Source organism: Leucobacter celer subsp. astrifaciens, from assembly GCF_001273835.1.
GTDB lineage: Bacteria > Actinomycetota > Actinomycetes > Actinomycetales > Microbacteriaceae > Leucobacter > Leucobacter celer.
The window spans coordinates 92,977-117,825 of record NZ_JHEI01000132.1; the positions used below are offsets into that span (position 1 = coordinate 92,977).

22 protein-coding genes are annotated in these 24,849 nt (G+C 69.9%); 19 read left to right on the plus strand and 3 right to left on the minus strand.

Going from position 1 to position 24,849, the window contains the following annotated elements; translation table 11 throughout:
• Positions 1-129 precede the first annotated feature (129 nt).
• The 6 genes from AMS65_RS01360 (at position 130) to AMS65_RS01385 (ending at position 7,039) form a co-directional block, all read left to right on the plus strand.
• On the plus strand, positions 130-1,038 hold the full coding sequence (locus AMS65_RS01360; RefSeq protein ID WP_053382378.1) for a VOC family protein: 909 nt from the start codon (positions 130-132) through the stop codon (positions 1,036-1,038).
• A gap of 57 nt (positions 1,039-1,095) precedes the next feature.
• Positions 1,096-2,262: a PucR family transcriptional regulator gene (locus AMS65_RS01365; RefSeq protein ID WP_053382379.1), complete on the plus strand. Its 1,167-nt coding sequence runs from the start codon at positions 1,096-1,098 to the stop codon at positions 2,260-2,262.
• The gene (locus AMS65_RS01370) at positions 2,259-3,044 is read left to right on the plus strand and encodes a VOC family protein (protein WP_053382380.1); all 786 of its coding nucleotides are present in this window, start codon (positions 2,259-2,261) and stop codon (positions 3,042-3,044) included. Before AMS65_RS01365 ends, AMS65_RS01370 begins: the two co-directional genes overlap by 4 nt.
• Positions 3,045-3,363: 319 nt before the next feature.
• Positions 3,364-4,704: an acyl-CoA dehydrogenase family protein gene (locus tag AMS65_RS01375; protein ID WP_053382381.1), complete on the plus strand. Its 1,341-nt coding sequence runs from the start codon at positions 3,364-3,366 to the stop codon at positions 4,702-4,704.
• 2 nt (positions 4,705-4,706) lie between these two features.
• Positions 4,707-5,474, plus strand: coding sequence for a VOC family protein (locus AMS65_RS01380; RefSeq protein ID WP_053382382.1), 768 nt, complete (start codon positions 4,707-4,709; stop codon positions 5,472-5,474).
• Between the two features lie 80 nt (positions 5,475-5,554).
• Positions 5,555-7,039 carry an APC family permease gene (locus tag AMS65_RS01385; RefSeq protein WP_053382383.1) on the plus strand — a complete coding sequence of 495 codons (1,485 nt, stop codon included), beginning with the start codon at positions 5,555-5,557 and terminating at the stop codon, positions 7,037-7,039.
• 120 nt (positions 7,040-7,159) lie between these two features.
• Here the strand turns inward: AMS65_RS01385 and AMS65_RS01390 are convergent, their stop codons facing one another.
• Positions 7,160-8,149 carry a hypothetical protein gene (locus tag AMS65_RS01390; RefSeq protein WP_053382384.1) on the minus strand — a complete coding sequence of 330 codons (990 nt, stop codon included), beginning with the start codon at positions 8,147-8,149 and terminating at the stop codon, positions 7,160-7,162.
• 203 nt (positions 8,150-8,352) lie between these two features.
• Between AMS65_RS01390 and yczE the strand changes: the two genes are divergently transcribed.
• The 5 genes from yczE to AMS65_RS01415 all read left to right on the plus strand — a co-directional run bounded on the left by yczE (position 8,353) and on the right by AMS65_RS01415 (position 13,330).
• A complete protein-coding gene (gene yczE, locus AMS65_RS01395) occupies positions 8,353-9,036 on the plus strand; it encodes a membrane protein YczE (RefSeq protein WP_075200781.1) in 684 nt (227 codons plus the stop codon).
• Positions 9,017-9,409, plus strand: a complete 393-nt coding sequence (locus AMS65_RS01400) for a RidA family protein (RefSeq protein WP_053382385.1) — start codon at positions 9,017-9,019, stop codon at positions 9,407-9,409. The genes yczE and AMS65_RS01400 overlap by 20 nt, the downstream gene beginning before the upstream one ends.
• Before the next feature lie 188 nt (positions 9,410-9,597).
• Positions 9,598-11,223, plus strand: a complete 1,626-nt coding sequence (locus tag AMS65_RS01405) for a sugar ABC transporter ATP-binding protein (protein WP_206541956.1) — start codon at positions 9,598-9,600, stop codon at positions 11,221-11,223.
• Positions 11,220-12,224 (plus strand): ABC transporter permease, encoded by a 1,005-nt coding sequence (locus AMS65_RS01410; RefSeq protein ID WP_053382386.1) that lies wholly within the window; start codon positions 11,220-11,222, stop codon positions 12,222-12,224. Before AMS65_RS01405 ends, AMS65_RS01410 begins: the two co-directional genes overlap by 4 nt.
• A gap of 89 nt (positions 12,225-12,313) precedes the next feature.
• Positions 12,314-13,330 (plus strand): sugar ABC transporter substrate-binding protein, encoded by a 1,017-nt coding sequence (locus AMS65_RS01415; RefSeq protein WP_053382387.1) that lies wholly within the window; start codon positions 12,314-12,316, stop codon positions 13,328-13,330.
• A 78-nt stretch (positions 13,331-13,408) separates the two neighbouring features.
• Here AMS65_RS01415 and AMS65_RS01420 read toward each other — a convergent pair whose 3' ends face one another.
• A complete protein-coding gene (locus tag AMS65_RS01420) occupies positions 13,409-14,617 on the minus strand; it encodes a flavin reductase family protein (protein WP_053382388.1) in 1,209 nt (402 codons plus the stop codon).
• A gap of 201 nt (positions 14,618-14,818) precedes the next feature.
• On the opposite strand from AMS65_RS01420, the gene AMS65_RS01425 reads away from it, so the two are divergent.
• From AMS65_RS01425 to AMS65_RS01455, 7 genes are all read left to right on the plus strand, one after another.
• Positions 14,819-15,667 carry an alpha/beta fold hydrolase gene (locus tag AMS65_RS01425; RefSeq protein WP_053382389.1) on the plus strand — a complete coding sequence of 283 codons (849 nt, stop codon included), beginning with the start codon at positions 14,819-14,821 and terminating at the stop codon, positions 15,665-15,667.
• A 9-nt stretch (positions 15,668-15,676) separates the two neighbouring features.
• Entirely contained in the window at positions 15,677-16,984 is a 1,308-nt protein-coding gene (locus tag AMS65_RS01430) for an LLM class flavin-dependent oxidoreductase (protein ID WP_053382390.1), read from the plus strand.
• A 66-nt stretch (positions 16,985-17,050) separates the two neighbouring features.
• Entirely contained in the window at positions 17,051-18,148 is a 1,098-nt protein-coding gene (locus tag AMS65_RS01435) for an extracellular solute-binding protein (RefSeq protein WP_053382391.1), read from the plus strand.
• A complete protein-coding gene (locus AMS65_RS01440; protein WP_053382392.1) occupies positions 18,141-19,061 on the plus strand; it encodes an ABC transporter permease in 921 nt (306 codons plus the stop codon). The genes AMS65_RS01435 and AMS65_RS01440 overlap by 8 nt, the downstream gene beginning before the upstream one ends.
• Entirely contained in the window at positions 19,058-19,903 is an 846-nt protein-coding gene (locus AMS65_RS01445) for an ABC transporter permease (RefSeq protein ID WP_053382393.1), read from the plus strand. The genes AMS65_RS01440 and AMS65_RS01445 overlap by 4 nt, the downstream gene beginning before the upstream one ends.
• Positions 19,904-19,932: 29 nt before the next feature.
• Positions 19,933-21,081: an ABC transporter ATP-binding protein gene (locus tag AMS65_RS01450; RefSeq protein WP_053382394.1), complete on the plus strand. Its 1,149-nt coding sequence runs from the start codon at positions 19,933-19,935 to the stop codon at positions 21,079-21,081.
• Positions 21,082-21,164: 83 nt separating this feature from the next.
• On the plus strand, positions 21,165-21,722 hold the full coding sequence (locus AMS65_RS01455; RefSeq protein WP_053382395.1) for a TetR/AcrR family transcriptional regulator: 558 nt from the start codon (positions 21,165-21,167) through the stop codon (positions 21,720-21,722).
• A 136-nt stretch (positions 21,723-21,858) separates the two neighbouring features.
• Here the strand turns inward: AMS65_RS01455 and AMS65_RS01460 are convergent, their stop codons facing one another.
• On the minus strand, positions 21,859-23,139 hold the full coding sequence (locus tag AMS65_RS01460; RefSeq protein ID WP_053382396.1) for an acyl-CoA dehydrogenase family protein: 1,281 nt from the start codon (positions 23,137-23,139) through the stop codon (positions 21,859-21,861).
• A 218-nt stretch (positions 23,140-23,357) separates the two neighbouring features.
• Between AMS65_RS01460 and AMS65_RS01465 the strand changes: the two genes are divergently transcribed.
• Positions 23,358-24,689: an acyl-CoA dehydrogenase family protein gene (locus AMS65_RS01465; protein WP_053382397.1), complete on the plus strand. Its 1,332-nt coding sequence runs from the start codon at positions 23,358-23,360 to the stop codon at positions 24,687-24,689.
• The last annotated feature ends 160 nt before the right edge of the window (positions 24,690-24,849 follow it).

The window sequence follows — 24,849 nt, forward strand, 5'->3', positions numbered from 1 at the left end:
GCGGCGCCCGACCGGGAGCTTGTCAGGTCGGTGGATGTTGATTACACTACTATAAGTGTTTGCTAAAAGAAACACCGGGCACAGGACTCCACGCTCCCGGCCTCGAGACCGCGAAGGACAGGTAACCCCATGATCAAGCTCTACGACATCGACCACGTGAAGTTCGGAGTCGAGGACCTCGACGCCGCTCAGCACGCCTGGGAGGCGGAGTTCGGCCTCCACACCACCGAGAAGGATCCGAACGAGGTCAAGCTCGCCATCAACTACGAGCCCTACTCGGTCATTATCGAGAAGTCGAACGACCGCGGTATCCAGTACACGGCTTACAACCTGCACCCAGACTTCACGCTCGACGACGCGGAGAAGCACCTGAAGGAGATGGGCGTCGATTACACCCGCACCGACGGGGCGGTCGACTTCATCGACCCCGAGGGCCACGGCGTCGCCTTCGTGCCCTACCGCCCGCGCACTGGCCAGGACGTGTACCCGCTCGCCTCGCGCCACACCGACAGCCTCCGCCCCGGCCGCTACCGCAAGCTCGGTCACGTCAACTACCTGGTGAAGGACGTCGACACGATGGTCGACTTCTACGTCAACGTCGTCGGCCAGCAGGTCGCTGATCGTCTCGGCCCCGACGCCGGCGCCTTCATGCGCGTGGGCGCCGACCACCACGTCAACGCCTTCGTGAACGCGGGTCAGTCGCACCTCCACCACGTGGCCTTCGATCTCGGAGACTGGGGCGCGATCCCCGCGACCTTCGATCACCTCGCCCAGCACGGCCGCGTGTTCCCGTGGGGCCCCGTGCGGCACGGTATCGGCGGCAACCTGGCCGGCTACGTGCGCACCCCCGAGTTCGACTGCTTCATGGAGCTCTACGTCGACATGGAGCAGCTCGACGACCTCCATGTGCCCCGCGAGTTCCCCGACGACCGCCACTCGTCGAGCGTCTGGGGTATGCTTCCCCCGCGTTCGTACTTCCGCTTCGACGACGAGTCGATTGCGCAGGAGCGCGAGAGCCACCGCGGGATCTACGACTGAGTTCTCGCGGAGGAGCGAGGAACGCAGGAGCGAAGGGGATCCGGAGAGGGCGATGCGATGGTGACCCTTGGGGGCGAGACCGGCCGGGCCGGGCCCCCGTCCTCCGATACCGATGAGCGGCTGAGGCATCTCGTCTCGGCCGCTCGCACGGGCGGTCTCGCCTACATCCTCGGCTCGGTGCGCCGGGCGGTGGGGGCCGAGGTCGCTTTCTTCGACATGAGCGGGAACGTGCTCTCGTCGGCGCCCGCGCGCACGCTCTGGGACTTCGAGCGCGTGCTCGAAGCGCGTCGCTCGGGGCCCGGCTCCGACACGCCGTTCACGGTGCTCCCGGTCGACCTCGAGGGTGACACTGTCGGGCTCCTCGTGGCGCGTACGACGGAGGATCCCTATCGTATGCTGCCCGTCGCCATCGACCTGCTGGCCCTCGAGATCTCGAAGCTGCGTGCGAAGCAGCTGGGCCAGTCGCAGCTGCTCGCGGCGCTGCTGGAGGACATCTTCGCCAAGCGAGTGTCGGATACGGACGCCGCGGCCCGCCTGGCCCCCTTCGGGATCGAGGCCGGCCGCAGGAACCGCGTGCTCGTGGGGTGGAACCCCGCGGCCGCTTCGGGCCGCCAGCAGCTGTACTGGGGGAGCCTCTACTCGCTGGTGCGGGACCAGCCCGATCCGCTCGCCCGTGTGCGGATCGGTGACCAGACCGTCATGGTGGTGCCGGACGACGCGATGGCCTGGCGCCTGGCCGAGACCCTGCAGGCGCACCTGCTCGGGGACGGCCAGGAGGCGGCCTCCACCGTGCGCGTGGGCGTCGGTCTGCCCCACGCGGGTACCACCGGCCTCCGCGCGAGCTACTACGAGGCACTCACCGCGGTGCAGGAGGGCAGCGGTGTGCGCAGCCCCCGGCGCGCCGATCTCGCGCGACTGTTCGTGATGACGAACACGGCGGACTCGCTGCGCGACATGGCGCGGGAGATCCTCGGACCGCTGCTCGAGTACGATCGCGCGCACGGCAGCGATCTTATGCGCACGCTGCGCGTCTTTCTCGAGAACAACCGCAGCATCCAAGCGACCACCGAGGCGTTGTTCGTGCACCGCAACACCCTGCGATACCGTCGAGGGCAGATCGAGGAACTGCTCGAGATGGACCTGGACGACAGCGCGCACATCGCGAATCTGTGGCTGGCCTTCGCCATCATCGATGACGAGACCGCACGGGACGGAGAATCATGACCGACACGTCGGGGACCTACCTCTGGGAATCGGAGGCGGAGCTGGCCACGGACCAGCCGGAGGACGCGGCGAACTACTACGAGTGGCTGCTCGGGCTGCCCGCCGGATCCCGGCCCGGCGAAGCGCTGAGTCGGATCGGCGTCACGGACGTCCGGGCTCCCGAGGGCGCCCGGAGCGGCTGGATCCCCGTCTTCCTCGTCGACGACGTCGACGCGGCCCTTGGACGGCTCGCGCCCGGCACCTGGAGCCGGATCGACTCCGGCGACCCCGACAGCCCCTACGTGGTGGACGAGCAGGGGATCGTGGTGCGGCTGCGCGGGCGCGGCGGGGGGACCCCCGAGAACGCGGTGGCCTTCGACTGCTCGGCGCTCGACGTCGCCGTCGCGGCGCGCTTCTACTCGCGGCTGCTCGGCCTCGACATCGTAGAGGTCGTCGACGACACCTACGACATGCGCTTCCTGCTGGACGCCGGGCGGATCGTCGCCGGCATCTTCCAGCTACACGGCGTCGAGCGGATGAACCGTCAGCCCGCGTGGATCACCTACTTCGAAGTCGATTCGGTGGAGGAGTCGGTTACCCGGGCCGTGCAGTCCGGTTCGCGGGTGAGGATCCCGCCCGTCGACTCTCCGCTCAACCGGTACGCGGTGCTCGACGATCCCTGGGGGAACATGTACGGCTTCAGCACCCTGTTCGCCGAGAACTGGCTCAGCACGGTCGCCGTGCGCGTGCTCAGCGAGAGCTCTGAGCGTGGTGCGGCCGAGGCCGCACTCCGCGACGCGTAGCGGGCGCCGATAGGCTTCGTCATTCTGCGCGAAGTCGCAGAATCCATGCGTGTGGATCCTGCGACTCGCAAGCTCGCGCAGGATGACGGGGAACCAATCGGCGGAACCTCTCAGCGGGCGCCGCGGGTCGTGCCGCGCGCTCGGCAAGGCGCGGTCGTGCCTCTCTCCGGGCGCGGTTGTGCACGCTGCACCACGGCGATGCGCCCCTGTGCGGAGCGCACAGTCGGGCCCCGCGAATTCGTTCCGCGGCGGCTGGAGCCGGCCTCGGTGGGGTTGGAATACTGGCGGACATCCGCACACGACGCAAGGAGCGACGAGGATGTCCCGAGCCAAGATCAGCCCCGACACGATACTGGAGACCGCGAGCGGTTCTCAGCGCACGACCCCGTCGCTGCGCGAAGAGCCCGGCCTCTCGGGGCCCTACGCCACGACCCCCGTGACGGAGCGCGATCCGCAGACCCGCGCCGAGGTCGTCCGGCTCATCGAGGCTGCTCGGCAGATCCGTCCGCTGCTGCGCGAGCGGCAGCAGGAGACCGAGGAGAACGGCCGCTTCGCCCCGGACGTCAACGACTACTTCGTGGAGAACGGCTTCTACAAGATGCTCATGCCTAAGCTCTTCGGCGGCCTCGAGATCGGCATCGCCAACTTCTTCACGGTGATCTCGGAGGTCGCCCGCGGGTGCCCCTCCACCGCGTGGTGCCTCTCGCTCTCGTGCGCGCACAGCCTCACCCTCGGCTCCTACTGGGATGCGGAGGCCCAGCACGAGATCTTCGGCGAGCACGGGTACATGACGGCGCCCGCCTCGGGCAACCCGATGGGGGCGAAGGCCGAGCGCGTGGAAGGCGGGATCCGCCTCTCCGGCAAGTGGCGCTACTGCTCGGGCGCCCCTTACTCGACCCACTTCTTCCCGACGGTCATCGTGCCCGCCAGCGACACCGAGCCGGAGTACCGCGCGTGGGCCGTCGTCAGCCGCGAGGACTACACGGTGCTCGACGACTGGGGCGCCGTGATAGGCATGCGGGGCAGCGGCTCGAACGGCATCGAGATGCAGGACGTGTTCGTGCCCGACCACCGCATCTGCGCCGAGACCTGGACCACCGACATCGACGGTCCGACCGTCGGCTTCGAACTCCACGGCAACCCCATGTACTCCGGGGTGTTCTTCGGCTTCGCCGAGGGCGAGGTCGCGTCGGTCTCGGTCGGCCTCGGCTACGCGGCGTGCGACGAGTACGAGCGCATCATCCGCACCACGAAGGCGCCGTTCAGCGCGAGCAACAGCCTCCGCGCCGACAACGACGACTGGCGCCGCGTGCTCGGCATGTCGATGTCGCGCATCGACGCCGCGAGCGCGACCCTCATCCGCAACGGCGACCTCTACGAGGAGTTCGGCCGGCAGGTCGCCGCAGGCGAGGCCCCGTTCGACGCCTCGCGCTCCATGCGGCTCAACAACAGCCACTTCGTGGTGGAGGAGCTCGTCTGGGAGGCGGTGCAGGAGATGATCCGCACGGCCGGCACGACCGCGTCGATGGACGGCCAGCGCCTGCAGCGCTACTTCCGCGACATCTGGGCGACGATGAGCCGCGCAGACCAGTTCCAGTTCTTCGCCGCACCCGCAGTGGGCTACCACTTCGACGGCACCGCGTTCTCCGAAGGGGCATGAGCATGACCACCACGATCGACTACCCGGTCGGCGCCTCCGTCTGGCAGGAGCTGCACGTGCGCTCCGTCGAGGGCCTCGCCGACTTCTACCGCGTCGTGCTCGGCCTCGAGCTGCGGCTCGACGGCGGCCGCGGCTTCCTCGAGCTGGCGGGTGACCGCGTCGCCGGCGTGCTCGTCGACCCCGAGCTGCCCGAGGGCGAGATCGGCTGGCACGTCTTCCTCGGCGCGGAGAGCCTGGCCGAGGCCGTCGCGCGTGCCGTCGCGGCGGGCGCGACGGTGCTGCGCGCGTCGGAGCCGCTGCTGATCGAGGGCGAGGCCGCCTGGCTGCTCGATCCCTTCGGTGCCCCGTTCGGGCTGGCCGTTCCCGCCCCGGGGCAGGCCGTCCCGCCCTCGACCGAGATCGGCCGGATGGTGCTCGTCGACCCCACCAACCATGACATCGAGGCCCAGGTCGCGTTCCAGCAGGCGCTGTTCCCCGGTGACGTCCACGATCCGATCGAGCCGCACGAGGTGTGCTTCTTCCGCGACGCCGACGGCGTCGCGCTGCGCGGCTCCTACGAGGTCGCCGAGGAGATCCGCGAGTTCCTGCCGCCGCACTGGCTGCCCTGGTTCGCGGTCGCCGACCAGGGGGTGGCGGTCGACGCCGCAGCGGCCGCGGGCGGCACGGTGAACGCGCGCGACAACGTGAACCGCTTCGGCACCTGGGGCGTCGTCGTCGATCCGGCGGGCGGCGTGCTCAAGACCTTGCAGGTGCCCGACTCGGGCATCTGATCCCTCGCCGGGCGGAGGGCCGCCCGGCGACCCATCACGAAACGCACTTCCCGCTCCGGGAAGCCTCAGAGAGGACAATGATGTCTACAGATACCGCGGTCGAGACCGCAGCGGGCTCCGCCCGCCTGCGGGGAAATCTCGGCCCGATCGCGATCGTCTTCATGGTGGTCGCGGCAGCCGCGCCGCTGACGATCCTCGTCTCATCGCCGACGAACATGATCAACGGCAACGGCGCGGGCCTGCCCGTGGTCTACTTCTTCATGCCGCTCCTGCTCCTGCTGTTCGCCCCGGGATTCGCGGCGATGACGCGGTACGTCCCCAAGGCCGGAGCGTTCTACTCGTACGTCACCGCGGGCCTCGGCCGGAAGGTCGGAGTCGGCGCCGGCTTCGTCGCCATGACGGGGTACCTGATCTTCCAGAGCTTCGTCTACACCCTCATGGGGCTCTCGATCAACGAGACCATCGTCGGCTTCTTCGGGCCCGACTCGTTCCAGCCGCCCTGGTGGGTCTGGACCATCGCGATGATCATCGTCGTGGCGATCCTCGGCATCACGAACATCGACGTCAACGCCAAGGTGCTCTCCTTCGTGCTCATCGCGGAGGTGCTGGTCGTCATCATCATGAACGTCGCGATCCTCATCCAGGGCGGCATCCCCGCCGAGGGCATCTCGATCACCGAGCAGTTCACCCCCGAAGTGTTCTTCTCCGGATCGGTCGCGATCAGCCTGCTGTTCGGCTTCAGCATCGGCCTCGGCTTCGAGGCCACGGCGATCTTCCGCGACGAGGCGCGCGATCCGGAGAAGACGATCCCGCGGGCGATCTACATCGCGATCATCTCGGCCTCGCTCTTCTACTTCTTCGCGTTGTGGGGCTTCATCCAGGGCTGGGGCACCCAGGGGATCATGGACCTGCTCCTTACCGACGAGACCGCGCAGTTCTGGATCGTCTACGAGACCGCCGCCACCTATGTCGGCACCGTCTTCATGCAGATCATGCAGATCATCGCGCTGACCTCGATGTTCGCCTGCGTGCTCGCGTACCACAACATCTCCGCCCGCTACCTGCACTCCATGGGCCACTCGGTGCTGCCGCAGAAGCTCAGCTTCGTGCACCCGAAGAGCGGCGCGCCCTATGTGGCCTCGCTCACGACGACGGCGGTCGGGCTCATCATCATCGTGCTGTGGCTGCTGTCGGGCATCGACCCCTACGTGTTCTTCGGATGGGAGATCGCACTCGGCTCGCTCGCGCTCATGATGGTCTTCGTGCTCACGAGCATCGCGATCTTCGTCTACTTCCGCAGGAACCCGACCAACCGGAAGAACCTCTGGGTGTCGACGGTCTCGCCGCTGCTCTCGTTCCTGGTGTTCGGCGGGATCATGGTGAACGCGATGGTCAACTTCTCCGCCCTCTCCGGCGCGGTGGACAACGCGCTGCTCAACACGGTCCTCATGATCCTGCCGGTGGTCTTCTTCCTGGTGGGGGTCGTCGCGGCCACGATCACGCAGCGGCGCAGCCCGGAGCGCTACGAGGGGCTCGACCACACCCAGCGGAACACGGTGGTGTAGCGCGGGCCGCCCCGGTCATCCTGCGCGACGCCGCAGGATCCATCGCGTAGATCCTGCGGCGTCGCGCAGAATGACGAGGGCGGGGCGCAGCATGACGGGGGAGGGACGCAGAACGACGGTCTAGGGTCGGTGGACGAGCGGCGGCAGCGCGGAGAGCGTGTGCAGGCCGGGCGGCGCGGCGAGCGCGTCCGGGATCCGGTTCACCATCTGCGTCGCCGTGCTCGTCAGCCCCTGGCTCGCGCTCACGCGCAGCTCCGCGTCGGGCAGGCCCGACAGGCGCCAGTGCTCGGAGGAGCGCGCGCCGACCAGTGCGGTGTCGTGCAGTACGAGCGGGATCCCCTCCGCCGTCTCGAGCCGCACCGTGAGGCGTGAGCCTGCGATCGTGCCCGGATCGATGCGCCGTTCGCCCGCCGCCAGAGCGGCGGTGAGCGGCGCATCGGAGGTCGCCGGACCGAGCCGGCTCTCGGCCGCGACGACCGTGAGGCCCATGCCCGCGGCGATCGCGTGCAGCGATTGGTGGGCGGCGCCCGGAGCGGGATCGGCGCTGCGCTCGACGGGGTACTCGGCGAGGGGGCGGCCGAGAAGGGCGGCGACCGCGGCGTTGGCCGAGCGGCTCGCGGCGAAGGGCCGCACGCACTCGCCCTCCAGCCGGGACACGCGGGTCGCGATCCCGGTGAGCGCGAGCGGGAGGTGCACCCACAGCGCGTCCACGTGGCCGCTCGCGAGCACGGCGGCGCCCCCGGCTGCGGCGCGGGCGTGGAGCCGGTCGGCCGTGTCCGGGTCGTTCGCCCACGGCGCGAGCGCCTCCTCGGCCGCCGTGACCACCGCGCACCCGGCGTCGACGCAGACCGCCACCGCGTCGGCGGTCGCGGCGAGGGTCGACGCCGTCGACATGAGCGCCACCTCCGGCCGCGTCTCCGCGATGGCAGCCGAGAGGTCGTCGCGCACGACGACGCCGATCGGTCCGATGCCCGCGAGCTCGCCCGCGTCCTGTCCCACCGCCCCGCCGCGGCCCACCGCTGCCGCGATCGTGTGCCCCCGATCGAGCAGCAGCGGCACGATCAGGCGCCCGACGGCGCCCATGCCGACGAGTGCGATGCGTGATCCCATTCGCGACCTCCTGTCGTCGCCGTCAGGGTACCCGCGCTTCTGCTCGCGACACGCCGCCCGCCCCGATCGCCCGCGATCGCTGTGCCGCGGTCCAGCCGCCGGGGCGGGCTTTGTGCGACCGTCCATAGCGGGCGGCGTGCGGCTGGAGTGGAGTGGACGGGAGCGGCGAGACGGCCGTTCCGAGGCGTGCGAGGAGGAGAGCGATGCCGACAGCGGCTCCCGTCCGTCCCCGCCCCACTGTGGCCGGCGCCTGGGCGAACCGGTCGCTGCGGCTCGTCGGCGGCCTCGTGCTGTTCGGGATCGCGATCGCGCTGCTGGCCCGCGCGCGGATCGGCGTGCCGCCGTGGGACGTGCTCGCGCAGGGCGTCGCGCACGCCTTCGGCCTCACCTTCGGCGCATCGACCATGATCGTGAGCGCCGTCGTGCTGCTGCTCTGGATTCCACTGCGCCAGCGCATCGGCGTCGGCACCCTGGTGAACGTGCTCGTGACGGGACCCGTCGTCGATCTGACGCTGCTGTTCATCCCCGAGGGACTGCCGCTCCCCGTGCGGATCGGGCTCTTCGCGGCCGGCGTGCTCGTGCTCGGGATCGGCACGGGGATCTACCTCAGCGCGGCCCTCGCCCCGGGGCCCCGTGACGGGCTCATGACCGGCCTGCACGCGCTGACCGGCTGGAACATCGGGCTCGTGCGGACGGGGATCGAGCTCGCCGTGCTGGCGGCCGGGTCGCTGATGGGCGGCAACCTCGGCTGGGGGACGCTCGCGTTCGCGCTGCTGATCGGACCGGTCTGCTCGGTCACGATCCCCCTCTTCGCGCGGGACTGGAGCCGCGCGGCCCCGACGACCACCGAAAGAGAAAGGAATGCGCATGAGTGCATCGAAGGTTGACTGGTTCCCGATCCCCGGCAAGGAGGATCTGGAGCTGCCCATCTCCCAGGGCGCCGCATCGGGCAACCTGGTGATCATGACCCAGGTGCCGCAGCAGGCGGACGGCACCCTCAACCTCGGATCGGCGGAGGAGCAGGCGCGCCAGTGCCTCCAGAACTTCGCGACCGAGCTCGAGAAGGTCGGCAGCGGCCTCGACCGCGTGCTGAGCATCACGATCTACCTCACCGATCTCGAGGACTTCGGCGCGGTGACCGGGGTCTGGGGCGAGTTCTACCCCGGCCGCGGCCCGGGGCGCACGACGGTCGGCGTGGCCGACCTGCACCCGGCTGGGCTGCGCGTCGAGATGACCGCGTTCGCGGTGCGGGACGCCTGAGATCGCAGTCGTCCGTTCGGTGCGGTGCGCGGTATGTGCATGCCGCCCACCGCACGGGGGGGTTCCTCGTGCGGCAGCACAGATGCTACTGAAGTAACCCAATCGTTTCTTTTAAGTGTTGAATTCCGGGTGGGCGGCTGATTATGTTGGTGACTCAGTAAGCAACGCAGCTGGCACCGGGAGGACATGTGGAGCCCTTGCAGGATCGACCCGCAGTGCACATCGAGGCCGTCGGAATCGAGAAGCACTACGGCGGAGTCCGAGCGCTCCGCGGCGTCGACGTGAGCATCCGCCGCGGCGAGGTCCACGCCCTCATCGGTGAGAACGGGGCGGGCAAGTCGACCCTCGGCAAGATCATCTCCGGGCAGGTGCGGGCGAGCGCCGGACGGATCAGGGTCGACGGCCGCGAGGTCTCCTACCGCGAGCCGCACGAGGCGCTGGCCGACGGCATCGCGATGATCGACCAGGAACTGGCCCTGCTCCCCGACAGCTCCGTACTCGACAACGTCTTCCTGGGCAGCGAGCGCAGCCGCGGCGGTGTCCTCGACCTCGCCGCGCAGCGGGCCCGCTTCACCGAGTTGCTCGCCGAGACCGGCTTCGACCTCGACCCGCGGGCCCTCGTGAGCGAGCTGCGACTGGCGGATCAGCAGAAGGTCGAGGTGCTCCGCGCCCTCGCCCGGGACGCCGAGCTCATCGTCATGGACGAGCCGAGCGCCTCGCTCAACCCGATCGAGGTCGCGCAGCTCCACGCGATCATCCGCGGGCTCAAGGCGCGCGGCGCCACCGTCGTCATCGTCTCCCACTTCCTCGAGGAGGTGCTCGCGATCACCGACGCGGTGACCGTGCTGCGCGACGGATCGCTCGTGCAGACGAGCCGCACCGCCGACGAGACCAAGGAGGCCCTCATCTACGCGATGCTCGGCCGTCACCTGGCCGAGGAGGAGGCCCGATCCTTCGGCGGCGAGATCGGGGGAGCCCCGGTGTTCGAGGCCGTCGACCTCGTCAACGACGCGCTCCGGGGGGTGTCGCTCGCGGTGCGGCCCGGGGAGATCCTCGGCATCGGCGGCCTCGTCGGCAGCGGCCGCACCGAGCTCTGCCGTGCCATGTTCGGGGCGGATCGCCTGGTGTCGGGCGAGCTGCGGCTCGACGGCGAGCGCGTGCGCTACTCCGACCCCTTCGGCGCGATCCGCGCCGGGGTCGCCATGCTGCCCGAGAACCGGAAGGAGCTCGGGCTGCTGATGGGACGCTCCATCACCGAGAACATCACGCTGCCGCACGTCGGCCGGTTCTCGAGATTCGGGATCCTCAGCCCCCGTCGGGAGCGCCGCCGCGCCCAGGAGCTCGCCGCCCGCGTCGGCGTGAAGACCCCCAACGTCGACGACCTCGTCTCCACCCTCTCGGGCGGCAACCAGCAGAAGGTCGTGCTGTCGAAGTGGCTCGTCGAGAACCCGCGCGTGCTGATCGTCGACGAGCCGACCCGCGGCGTCGACGTGGGGGCGAAGGCGTCGATCTACGAATTGCTCCGCGAGCTCGCCGCTCAGGGCATCGCCATCATCGTGGTGTCGAGCGAGATCGAGGAGCTCCTCGCCCTCGCCCACAGCATCGTCGTCATGTCGCGCGGGCACCTCGTCGCCCGCTTCGACCGGAGCCGGGCGACGAAGGACGCGCTGCTCGCCGCCGCGTTCACCGTGCCCGGGGCGGACGGCCCCGGAGGCGCGGAGGTTCCGGCCCCGATGGCCGATCCCGAACCCCGCGAAGCCCCGCCCGCGGCGGCCTCGCACCCGGACCACCCAGTGAAGGAGACGATCGCGTGACCACCCAACTCGAGCGGGGAGCCGCGCCCGCGAACGCGCCCGAGCGCACCGCAGGCGGCGTCGGCCGATTCGTCGTCGACAAACTCCGCGACTACGGCATCGTGCTCGCCTTCGTCGTGCTGTTCATCGTGCTGGCCAGCACCTCCAAGGCCTTCCTCACGCCGAACAACCTGCTGAACCTGCTCGACCAGAGCGTCACCGTCGGCATCCTCGCCTGCGCCGCGACCCTCGTGATCATCGCCGGCGGCTTCGACCTCTCGATGGGCGCGGTGTTCGCCGTCTGCGCGATCATCGGCGCGCAGGTCTCGAACGCGGCCGGCGTGCCGCTCGGGATCCTCGCCGCGCTCGCCTCCGGCGCGGTGTTCGGCGTGCTCAACGGTGTGCTGACCACCGTCGGGAAGCTGAACCCGTTCGTCGCGACGATCGCGACGACGATGGTGTTCCGCGGCCTCGCCCTGGCCATCTCCGGTGGCTTCCTCATCACGATCGCCGATCCCTCGTTCAAGCTGCTCGCCCAGCCGCGCGTCTTCGGGGTGAAGGTCTCGATCCTCATCTTCATCGCGTTCGCGCTGCTGTGCGCCTTCCTGCTGAACCGCACGGTCTTCGGACGCCACATCTTCGCCGCCGGCGGCAACGCGCAGGCGGCCCGCCTCGCCGGCGTCCGGGTGAACCGCGTGCGCGCGACGACCTACGTCATCATGGGCGTCGCGGCCGCGCTGGCCGGCCTCATCTCGGCCTCCCGCACCCTCACCGTCGACGGCAACACGGGCTCCGGCATCGAGTTCACCGCGCTTGCCGCGGTGCTCGTCGGCGGCACCTCGGTCATGGGCGGCTCCGGCGCGATCTGGCGGACGGTGCTCGGCGTGCTCCTGCTGCAGCTCGTCAGCAACGGCTTCAACCTGCTCGGCGTCGAGCCCACCTACCAGCGCATCTTCATGGGCGTCATCATCATCCTCGCGGTGCTCTGGGACGTCTGGATGCGACGCAGCGCGCGATCCTGACCCGGGCTCCGATCAGGATCCCGAACCCGAAACACCTCGAAACACCCCGATACCCCGAAACACACCGATACCTGAGGAGAACCAGAGTTATGCGAAAGAACACTCAGCGGCGAGTGCTCGTGCTGGCGGCCACGGCGGCGACCGCCGCGCTCGCGCTCACGGGCTGCAGCGGCGGCACCGACGACACCGGCGGAGACGGCGAGAGCGGCGAGTTCGTGCCGAGCTTCGCGTTCATCACGGGCGACATCTCCGATTTCGGCCAAGTGCAGATCGAAGGCATGGAGTCCGTCGTCGAGCCGCTGGGCGGCAAGGTGACGGTGTTCGACAGCGACAACGCCGAGTCCCAGAACTCCGACTGCATGGACATCGTCTCGTCCGGGCAGTACAACGGCATCATGCTGAACGCGCTGAGCGGCGCGGGCGCCGTGCCCTGCGCCGAGGCCGCGGCGGAGGCGGGCATCCCGGTCGTCGCCGTCGAGACCGTCGTCGGCCCCGACGCGACCAAGATCGAGCCGCAGGTGGACGGCGTCATCGCCTCCGCGGTGTTCTCGAACGAGGACGCGGGCATGGCGACCGTCGAACTGCTCAAGGAGGGCTGCGCGGACTTCGACCCCTGCAAGTACATCCACATCGTCGGCTCGCAGCAGTACGAGCTCGAGGCGAACAAGCTCAAGGTCATCGAGCGCGAGCTCGGCGGCGACTCGAAGTACGAGCGCGTCGCACTCGGCGAGGACGGCTACAACCCGGAGCAGGGGCGCCAGGTCGCGGCCGAGCTGCTGTCGGGCAACCCCGACGCCAACGTGATCCTGAACTCCGGCGACTCCTCGGCCGTGCAGGTCATCTCGATGCTCGAGGAGGAGGGTCGCGACGACATCGTGGTGCTCGGCGACGGCGCGAGCCGTCAGGGCGTCGAAGCCATCAAGGCCGGCACCCTGCTCGGCACCACCCGACTCGCGCCGCGCACCATGGGCGAGGTCGCGGCGACCGCGCTCGTGCAGTCGAACCGCGGGGAGGACGTCATCTCGCAGGAGGAGATCGCCGATCAGCTCGCGCCGATCGCCTTCACCGCCGACAACATCGGCGACTTCGAGGGCCAGTGGGGCTGACCGCGAGGCTGAACGACTGAGGGGGCGGGTTCGTGAGAACCCGCCCCCTCAGCCGTCGGGGCGATGCCGCGCGCCCCCTCAGGCGGGCGTACCGGGGAAGCGGGCGCCGACGAGCTCGGTCAGGTGCTCCGCGGCCTCCTGCGCCCGCTCGACGACTGCGGCGAAGCTCTGCTCCGCTCCGTCGGTCTGCAGCCCGGTCACCACGAGCTCGAACTCGACCTGCCCGCTCGCGCCCAGCACCGGGAACTGCAGCGAGAAGACGTCGGGGTGGTGCGTTCCGGCGTCGAGCGTCCGCTCGACGTCCTGGGACACGGCCGCCCACAGCTGGGAGAGATCCGCCCGGGTGCTGGTCGGGTCGTTCGCGATGCGCTCGAAGTCCATGCCCATCCGGTCGCCGGCCGAGACCGCGTAGCCACGCTCGCGCACCGTGTCGAGGAGGCGCCCGAGCAGGGGGCGGTCGACCCGGCCGAGCAGGTGCCGCGAGTTCTCGTACCAGGACTTCTGGCGCTCCTCCGACCCCCACGCGGCGAGCACGGGTGCGACCGGGGCAGCGAAGGGGAACACCATGCCGATGACGCCGTCCTCGGGCCTCGTGGGCAGCAGGTTCGCCGCAGAGAGCACGAGCACCGAGTCGTTCACGATCGTGGCGAGCAGGCACTCCGTCCCCGTGTCGTCGGCCAGCTGCTGCACGATCTCGCCGATCGCGTTCGCGATGCGCATCCGCAGGGCGAACGCGGCGACGTCGAAGCCCTCGTTCGGAGCGCTGAAGGAGCCGTAGCCGCCCTTCAGGAAGAGCAGCGGCAGCCCGGAATTGCCGTCGCCCACTCCGAGATCCGACACCGAGGCGATGATGATCTCGTGGTCGCCGGCCGGGATGACCTGGGTCACGGTCCCCTCGAACCACGAGAGCGAGTCGGTGAGCCTGGCGTTGCCGAGAGGGGAGCGGTCCCAGCTGCCGTACTGGAAGCAGTCGGGGTCCGAGACCGCGAAGGCGCGGCAGAGCTGCTCGTGGTCGTAGCCGAGCACGTTCACGCAGAATGTGCCGCTCTCCTTGACCTTCACCGCGCGGCGGGAGCCGACCGACGTCGCGAAGCCGATGAGCGGGGGCTCCTCGGAGATCGCCATGAAGGTGCCGACGACCATGCCGAGGTCGTCGCCCTCGGCGGTGCGGGAGGTGATCAGCGCGACGCCGGTGGGGTACTCGCCCAGCACCGCCTTCCACCAGGCCGACTTCGTGCTCGAGTTCTTGCCTCCGGGGGTCCAGGTGTTCTCGGTGCTGCTCGCCATGGCTGTGCTCTTTCCGCTGTGTCGTCGAAGCGGGACGCCGTGTGGAGCGCCGACGATCCCGGGGTTGCGCGATTACTTCACAACCACTAGCGTAACCTTATAAAGAATTCGTACGTACGTACAACTATAAATGGAGCGATCGCTCGGATCGCTCCCGGGTCATCGGATCCTCGCTCTCGCGAATCGAAGGAGAAAGCGCTCATGGGCAAGCCGGAACAGGTCTCACCTCCCAGGAACTGGCGATACTGGAGCGAGCCCGAGCGGGTCGAGGTCGACGGCAGCGAGGTCGCCTACCGCCGCAAGGGTTCGGGTGAGCCGGTGCTCTTCCTGCACGGCGGAGGCCTGACCCGTCGCTGGCTGCCCTTCCACGAGGCCCTGGCCGGCGAGGTCGACCTGATCGCTCCCGAGCACCCCGGCTTCGGCGACTCCGCGCTGCCGGCGCACTTCCGGGACTTCGGCGACTACGCGCTGCACTACGACGCCTTCCTGCGCGCCCTCGACCTCGACGGCGTGCACCTCGTCGGCACCTCGCTCGGCGGACGCATCGCGGCGCATCTCGCCACGGTGTACCCCGAGCGCTTCCGCAGCCTCACACTCCTCGTCCCCGCCGGTCTGCGCGGTTCGGGCTCTCGCCCCGACCCCTTCCGGCAGACCCCGGATGCGGCGATGGACCTGCTCGCCAACGGCCGCGCGGACCGCCTGGCCGAGGAGTTCGCCGGCTTCGACTACCCGGAGAACGTGGTGCAGGGCTACCGCGAGGACACCGCGCTCGCCCTGCTGACGTTCACCAACCGCTACGACCGCGAGCTCGGGCACCGCCTGGGGCGCGTGCAGACCCCGACCCTCGTGCTCGACGCCGAGGAGGACCGGGTGCTCGGCCCCGGCGACGCCGCGCGCTACGCGGAGCTGATCCCCGGCGCCGAGTACGCGGTGCTGCCGGGCCCATCTCCCGAGGAGCGCTCGAGCCACGTGCTCCACGTCGAGCAGCCCCGCGCCGTCGCCCAGGCGATCACGGCGCACATCCGATCCACCACTGCCGAGAGCGAGTAGGCGCCAGTCATGTCCCAGACCGAATTCCACGTCATGTTCAACGGCGCCTACCCCGCCGTCCCGTCGGCCAAGCTGCGCCCCGCGTCGAACTACATCGATCTCCCGACCACCGACAACTACAACGGCGTCGAGGCCCAGCGCACCATCCAGCGGATGATCGACGGCATCCAGCTCGCCGAGCGCCTCGGATACGACGGGGGAGTGTTCAGCGAGCAGCACAACGGCCCCATCGGCCTGCTCGGCAACCCGATGCTGCTCGGCGCCTACCTGGCCGCGGCGACGCAGCGGATCAAGATCGGCGTCGTGGGCCCCATCGTCAACGGCTACCTCACCCCGCTCCGGCTCGCCGAGGAGATCGCCCTGCTCGATCAGCTCTCGCACGGCCGTCTGATCTTCGGCCTGCCGGTCGGCCACGGCATGCAGTACCACTCGATGGGCATGGTGAACCCCGCCACCGCCCGGGCCCGGTACCGCGAGGCCCACGACCTGCTCATGCGGGCGCTGACGGAGGACGGGCCCTTCGAGTGGTTCGGCGAGCACTACCAGATCCCCTACGTGAACCTCTGGCCGCGTCCGCTGCAGCGCCCACACCCGCCGGTCATGGTGCTCGGCGGGGGATCGACGGACACGCTCGACATGGTGGCCAAGCACCGTCACGCCTATCAGGCGGTCGGCATCAGCTCGCGGCAGGCGATCCAGGGCGCGCTGGGCAAGCTGCGCGAGGCGGCGCGCGGGTACGGCTACGAGCTGGATCCCTCGCAGGTGTGCGCGGGCATCACCTTCCACGTCGCCGAGACCGACGCGCAGGCGATGACCGAGGCCGAGCCCTACTACCACTGGATGATGCAGAACTTCTTCGACTCCGCCTTCCACGACAGCTTCCCGCCCGGCTACCTCTCCGAGGGCGCGCTCCGCGGAATGATCGCGGGCGGCGGCTACCGCAGCAAGCCGCCGTCGGAGACCTCGTTCGCGGACGCGGTGGAGAAGGGCAACCTCGTCGTCGGCTCGCCGGAGACCGTCGCGGGCCGGATCGCCGGGCTCATCGACCTCTACGGCGCGGGCCGGGTGCTGCTCAACACCAACACGGACATCAAGCCCGAGTGGCTGGGCACGAAGTCGCTCACGATGTTCGCCGAGGAGGTGCTCCCCAAACTGCGGGGCGGTGCCGGGCCGGCGGTCACCGAGTCCGCACGCGTGGGCGCCGAGAACCTCGCCGAGTACCACGCCACCCGAGGCGAGAGCCACGAGCCCTCGGTGAAGTGGGACGGGGAGATCGTGGGACTCCGTGCGCTCGGCGAGCGCCTGCGCGCCCAATAGACCTGATCATCGATCGGCAGCGCGGTCCATCCGCGCTGGGACTGGAAAACAAGAGAAAGTGGAAACATGAGAATCAAGCGCAACGTGGCGCTCCTCGCGGTCGGCGCCACCGCCCTGCTCGGGCTCGCCGCCTGCTCGTCGGGCGACACCGGAGGCAACGGCGGCACCGGCGGAGGGGACGAGGGCGGAACGACCACCGAGCTCGCCGTCGTCGGCTGGGGCGGAGGCTACTCCGAGGCCACGCAGCAATACCTGCTCGACCCCTTCGCCGACGAGAGCGGCATCGAGGTCTTCATGGAGGACGCCCCGGGCAAGCAGATCCAGGGCCTGCAGCAGCAGGCCGAGACCGGCGATCAGCTGTGGGACTTCCTCGACACGATCCCCGCGGATCAGGCCCTGTACGGCTACGAGGAGGGCCTCATCGCCGAGTTGCCGGACGACGTGCGGAGCGAACTCGAGAGCGTGCTGCAGCCGGGCGCGGTGCTCGACTACGGCTTCACCTCGGCCAGCCTCGGCGTCGTGATCGTCTGCAACAAGGAGCTCGTCGACAAGTGCCCGCAGAACGCCGCGGAGTTCTTCGACACCCAGGCGTTCCCGGGCGCCCGCGCCCTGCCCGCCGAGGCGCTCGAGTCTCTCACCTTCGCGAACATCGCCGCGGGCATGCCCCTCGACGAGGTGGCGACCTCGCCGATCGACTTCGACACGGCGCTCGAGAAGATCGACGGCATCCGCGACGACGTCACGGTCTTCTGGGAGGGCGGCGACATGCTCGTCAACACCCTGAAGAACGAGGAGGCGGCCATCGCGCTCGCCTGGAGCGGTCGCGCGGCCGGCCTCATCTCCGAGGGTCTCGACCTCGAGATCGTCTGGCAGGACGGCATGCTCAGCCCGGGCGTCTTCGCCGTGGCCGAGAACAGCCCCAACAAGGACGCCGCCTTCGACCTGATGGTGCACATCGCCAAGAACGCCGAGGGCCTCGCCGGCTTCGCCGAGCAGATGAACTACGGCGTCTCGAACCAGGCCGCGCTCGACCTGATCCCCGCGGAGATCAGCGAGAACCTGGTCAACTCGCACCTCGACACCGTCACCCCGTTCAACGTCGAGTGGTACTCGCAGAACCAGGGCGACATCGAGGACCGCTGGCGCGAGGTCGTCAGTGGCTGACACGCGACTCGCGGTCGGACCGCGCGAGGACCGGGTTCGCGCCCGGGCCTCGCGCGGCCCCCGGCGGCCCTGGTCGATCGACCTGGGCCGGGGCCGCTCACTGCTCATCCTCTCGCCGCTGCTCATCGTCGTCGCCGTGTTCGTGGTCTACCCGATGGCGAAGCTCGCCATCGACTCGTTCACGCAGGGCGACGGGATCGGCAACTACGCCCAGGTGCTCGGCAGCGGCGCCACGCGCAAGGCCTTCGCGACCACGCTGTGGAGCTCCGCGCTCGTCACCCTGATCAGCGTCGTGCTGGGCGGCGTGCTCGCCTGGTGCATCCGCGCGACCACGTCGACGCTGCGCCGCAACATCATGCTGCTCGCCGTGCTGATCCCGTTCTGCATGGGCGTCGTGATCAAGAACTACATCTTCGCGGTGATCTTCGCGCGGACGGGCGTGCTCAACAACGTGCTGCTCGCGCTCGGCATCATCGACGAGCCGGCCAAGATCATGTACACGCCCTTCGCGGTCGTCGTCGGCATGGTCTACGCGATGCTGCCCTACGCGACGCTCTCCATGCTCGCCGCCTTCGCGACCATCGATCTGCAGCTCATCAGCGCCGCGAAGAGCATGGGCGCCAGCCACGCGCGGGCCGTGCTCGGCGTGGTCGTGCCGCTCGGCACCGCCGGCCTGCTCGCCAGCGCCACCATCGTCTTCGCCATCAGCGTCGGCTTCTACATCACGCCGATCGTGCTCGGCGGCACCCAGACGCCGTTCGTCGCCTCCCTCATCGGCGACGATCTCTTCGAACTCTTCAACTACCCGCGCGCAGCCGCCACCGGCGTGCTCCTGCTGCTGGTCGCCCTCGTCGTACTGCTCGGCGGACTGAAGCTCGTGGGCGGACGCGCGCTCAAGGCGGTGCTCGGATGACCTCCACGACCGAAACCACCGGGGCCGGTGCGCCCGGCCGCCGCCGGATGCGTCTGCTCGACCGCTGGTGCCGAGGGCTCGCGCGGGCCTTCACCGTCGTGCTCGTGCTGCTGCTCCTGTTCCCCGCGGTGATGGTGATCACGATGTCGTTCTCGGCCGACAGCCTGATGCGCTTCCCGCCCGAGGGCTGGGGCCTGGTGCACTACGAGACCCTGTTCAGCACGCCCAAGTGGGGCGAGGCGATCTGGCTGTCGATCCGGCTCTCGCTCGCGACGGCCCTCGTATCGGTGCTGCTCGCGGTGCCGGTGGCCCTCGTGCTGCGCCGTACGCGCCTGCCCGCACGGATCCGCTCGCTCATCGAGGGAGCCGGACTCATCGCGCTCGTGCTGCCGCTCGCGGCCTACGCGGTCGCCCTCTACGCGGTGTTCGTGCAGTTCGGGCTGCTGCGCAACTTCTGGGGACTGACGCTCGCCTCCGTGCTGATCTCCTATCCGCTCACGTTCCTCGTCGTGCAGGCGGCGCTCTCGCGCCTGCCGATCGAGCTCGAACTCGCGGCCATCACCATGGGGGCGTCGCGCGCCCGCGCCTGGTTCACGATCACGATCCGGCTGCTGCTGCCCTCGATCGCGTCGGGCGGCCTGCTCGCCTTCATCACCGCGTTCGACGAGGCCGTGTTCGTGAGCTTCCTGGGCGGTCGCGGACTGACGACGCTCCCGAAGGCGATCTTCGACTCCATCCTGTGGGAGCTCAACCCCGTCATCACCGCCATCTCATCGCTCGTCATCATCGCGACCGTGCTCCTGATGGTGCTCGTGAATCTGCTGCAGCGCGGTCGCAAGTGACCGCGCGGGCTGAACCAGAAAGATCAGAAATGAACGCAACCACAGATCCCTACGTCTCGATCCGGTCGCTGACGAAGGTCTACGGCGGCCCGCCCGCGCTCGACGCGGTCGACCTCGACATCGCGAAGGGCGAGTGCGTCACGCTGCTCGGGCCCAGCGGCTCGGGCAAGAGCACCCTGCTGAAACTGCTCGCGGGCTTCGAGCCCGCGACCTCCGGCACGGTGGTCTTCGACGGCGAGGACATCACGACGCTGTCGCCCGCAGAGCGGGAGTGCGGCATGGTGTTCCAGAACTACGCGCTGTTCCCGCACCTCACCGTCGCCGCCAACATCGAATACGGCCTGAAGATCCGCCGCTGGAGCCGGGAGCGACGGCGAGAGCGGGTCGAGGAGATGCTGCAGCTCGTGGGGCTCAACGGCTTCGGCGACCGCCGCCCGTCGCAGCTGTCGGGCGGCCAGCAGCAGCGCGTGGCGATCGCCCGCGCGCTCGCCTACCACCCGCCGCTGCTGCTCATGGACGAGCCGCTGGGCGCACTCGACCGCTCGCTGCGCCTCGAACTGGTCGAGCAGATCCGTCGGATCCACCGTGAGACGGGCACGACCCTCGTCTACGTCACCCACGATCAGCAGGAGGCGCTCGCCCTCTCCGACCGGATCGCGATCATGCGGAACGCGCGCATCGTCGAGTGCGATACGCCGGAGCGCCTCTACCGGCAGCCCCAGTCCGACTTCGTCGCCACCTTCTTCGGCGACGCGAACCTCCTCGAGGCCTCGTCTGCCCGGGAGGACGACGGCATCCGCATCTCGGCCGGCGGGGGATCGGTGGTGATCCCCGCGGACCCGGAGCGCGGCGATGCCCTCCCCAACACGGTCGCCCTGCGCCCGCGCGCGTTCCGGATCGCCGGATCCGCCGCGGCGGACACCGGCGACGCCGCGGCGCTGACGCTGCGGGGCACCCTGCAGGACACCCTCTTCCTCGGGGACGAGACCGAGCTCATCGTGCGACTCTCGACGGGGCAGCAGGTGAAGGCGCTCGTGCCCGCGCTCGCCGCGGCCGGCCTCGACCGCCGGGGCGACGTGACGCTGAGCGTCGGCAGGGACAACGTGATCCCGCTCGGCACGGGCGTGTCGCAGTGGACCCGCGCGATCGAGACGAGCGAGGCCGGTGCGGTACGGTAGGGCCAGCGCCGGCGGACCGGGCGGTGCGCCGGCCGCGGCACGTTGCGTCCCGTGACCGGTGCGCACGCAGGGAGGCGAGAGCAGTGAAGATCGACCGGGCTCAACGACTCATCGACGCGACTCGCGAGGTCATCGAGGAGGAGGGGATCAAGGGCGTCACGTATCGCACCGTCGCGAAGCGGGCGGGCGAGTCCCTCGGCTCGGCCACCTACTACTTCCCGACGCTGCACGCCCTGCTCGAGGCGACGATGCGCGCGACGATGGAGCAGCAGGTGGCGCGGGCCACGGAGTGGTTCACGCTGCACCGGGACCGCGACGCGGCCGAGGTCGTCACCGAGTGGTTCTCCGCGCGCATCAGCGATCCCGAGGGCGTGCGGCGCGGCTACGAGCTCTACCTCGCAGCGGTGTCGATCCCGGGTCTGCGCCCGATCGCGACGGAGTGGTTCCGCTCGATCACCGCGGCCATCGACATCGCGGTGCGCAACCCGCAGGCGTCGTTCGCGATCGACGCGATGATCGACGCCTGCTTCCTCCGCGCCATCCTCTCGGGTCCCGAGGGCATCGGCGACCTCGAGTACGTGAAGGACAGCATCCGGCAGATCATCGCGGTGCAGAGCACCCGCGAGGACGCGGTCGCGTGAAGCGCGGATAGGCGGGCTGCCGGTCGGAGGCCTTCTGACAGTCGCACTCCTGCCATTCTGCGCGCAGCGGCAGAGTCCATGCGTATGGATCCTGCGACTGCGCGCAGGATGACGGGGAACCGATCGGCGGAGCCTCTTAGCCGGCGAGCAGGTAGGCGGCGCCGACCGTCGTCGCGTCGAAGTCGAGCTGGTCGGTGCGCGAGCGGATCGTCACGGCGTCGCGGGCGTAGCGCTCCATGCGCCTGCCCCGCATCATCTCGCTCGTGCCCGTCGCCCGCATCACCTGGTCGACGGTCTCCCACACCAGCCGCTCGGCGGTGAAGTAGATGCTCGCGATCCGCAGGGCCTTGTCCGTGGTGAAGGGATCCTCGCCCGAGACCGAGCGGCGGGCGTTGTCGCGGTAGAGCAGCCCGCCCGAGGTCGAGAGCGCGGCCGCCGAGTCGGCGGTCGCGAAGGCCAGCCCGGTCACCCGCTGGAAGTCGGGGAGCTCCGCCTTCGGCGTGCTCGTGCCGCGCTGCTTCTTCGTCGAGACGTGCTCGACCAGCTCGTCGACGGCCGCGTAGGCGAGGCCCACCGCGATGCAGGCGATCTCGCCCTCCGCGAAGCCGCGGAAGACGCCCCCGTACTCGGGGTTGCCGTGCAGCGCGCTGCCGGGGGTGTCTCCCGAGTGGAAGAGGTTGAAGCCCTGCTCGATGACGAGGTGATCCGGCACGAAGGTCCCCTCGACCCTGATCGAGTTGGATCCGCTGCCGCGCATGCCGATGACCTCGCCCCAGTCGCCCAGCACCTCGTACTGGGAGCGGTCGAGCACCAGCCACAGTGCCGCCCCGCCGTTCGGGTTCGGGGCGAGCGGGAGGAAGTGGGTCGAGTACGGCGATCCCGAGCAGTAGCGCCAGGTGCCGCTGATGCGGTAGCCGCCCTCCTCGCGGATCAGCTCGATGCCCTGGCCGCCGCCGCTCGACGCCGCGACCACCTGGCCGCGGGCGCCGAAGATCTCGCGCTGCGCCCGCTCGCCGAAGTACGAGGCGATCTGCAGCGCGTGCCCCGCGCCCAGGCACAGGCACCACGCGGTCGAGGGGCAGCCGCGCGCGACCTCGCTGACCATGCGGAAGAACGCCGCGACCCCGAGCTCGAGACCGCCGAGGGAGCGCGGCTGCAGGACGCGGTAGAAGCCCTCCTGCCAGAAGCGCTCGTGGATGTCGGGCGCGTAGCGGCCGTTGTCCTCGGTCTCCTGCTGGCGCTCGCGCAGCATCGGACGGAGCTCCCGCGCGACGCGGAGGATGCGCTGCAGTTCGAGCGCCTCCTCGTCCGTGCGCACGTACATGCGGGCGGAGTCGAAGTCCGCGCCCCTGGGGCCGGGGGTCAGCGCGCCGATCCGCTGCTCGCCGCCCGAGGGGGCCTGTACGTCTCTGGTCATCGCGGTGAGCTCCTGCCTTCGTCAACGGGTGGGACGATCCGTTCCCAGACTAGGAAGCCGGGACGGGTGCTCCGTTTGGTCGTCGGCACATGAGTACGGCGAATATCTGTGTCCCCGAAACACCCCTCGCCGGAAGCCCGTCGGCCAAGCTGAGTGTGTCCTCGACCGCGGGCCTTCGGGCCCCGGCTCAGATCCCGTTCCAGGAAGGTTGGCAGGGCATGTCCCGCGGCGAATTTCTCAAGAGCACCCAGCAGCAGGAGTCGGCGATCCTCTTCCCGCCGGCAGACACGAGCCAGTTCGGCCTGACCGGCCCCTCGAGCATCGCCCCCTCGACGGAGGCGGATCCCGCGCTGCGCTCGCGCATCGACGGCCTGCTCGAGAGCGTGCGCGAGATCCGGCCCGTGCTCCGGGCCAACCAGGCGCGCACCGAGGAGGAGGCCGCCTACAGCCCCGAGGTGCACGAGTTCTTCGTGGAGCGCGGCATCTACCGCGCGCTCAAGCCGCGCATGTTCGGCGGGGAGGAGATCGGGATCCCCGGATACTTCCGCCTCATCGCAGAGATCGCGCGCGGCTGCCCATCGACCGCGTGGTGCGTCTCGCTCGGCGCCGGTCACAACCTGCAGATCGGCTCCTACTGGCCCGAGCAGGCGCAGCGCGAGATCTTCGCGAACGACTACTTCCTCGCGCCCGGCTCCTCCAGCGGCGGCAGCGACGTGCGGGTGACCCGGGAGGAGGGCGGCTACCGCATCTCGGGCTTCTGGCGCTACTGCTCCGGCGCCCCCTACTCCACCCACTTCCACCCGACGGCCGCCCTGCCCGGCAGCGGCGAGCTCGCCTGGTTCGTGGTGCCGCGCGAGGACTACACCATCCTCGGCGACTGGGGCCAGGTGCTCGGCATGCGGGGCAGCGGCTCCAACTCCATCACGATCGAGGACGCCTTCGTGCCCGATCGCATGGTGGTCGAGTGCAACTGGATGCGCAGCTGGTCGGGCCCCACGGTGGGCAGCGAGCTGCACGGCAGCAGCCTCTTCGCGGGCACCTTCGGCGCCTTCGCCGAGGGCGAGGTCGCGGCGGTCTGCATCGGCCTCGGCTACGCGGCGCTCGACGAGTACGAGCGCGTGATCTTCGGCTCCAAGGCCCCGTACGCCACCGACGGATCGCTGCGAGTCGAGCACGAGGACTGGCGCCGCACCTACGGCGTCGCCACGGCGAAGATCGACGCCGCCGCCGGTGCGGTGCAGCACGCGGCGCGGCTGTACGAGGTGTACGCCGAGGCGTCTGCGTCGGGGGAGGAGCCCTTCTCCGCCGAGCGCACCTCGCGCCTCAGCTACACCCACTTCGTGGCGCAGAAGCTCGTGTGGGAGGCCGTGCAGTCGCTCGTGCAGACGGGCGGCACCTCGCAGCTCGCCGGCGCGGCGAAGCTCCAGCGCTACCTGCGAGACATCATCACGGCCAACACCCGCACCGACAGCCTCGAGTTCGGGGCCGAGAGCCTGCTCCGATCCCGCTACGGCACGCCCCGGGAGGAGGCCGCGCCGCCGGCCGCGTAGGGGTCGGGGAGCGCGGGGCGATCCCGCGCTCCGCCAGAACAGAGAGAACCCGATTCGCTGTGCGACGGACCAAAGACCAGCCGAGACCCGGCTGGGGACAATACCAGCACACCGGGTCGCCACCGCTCCGAGGAGCAGACCCGGAGCCCCCACTCGCAAG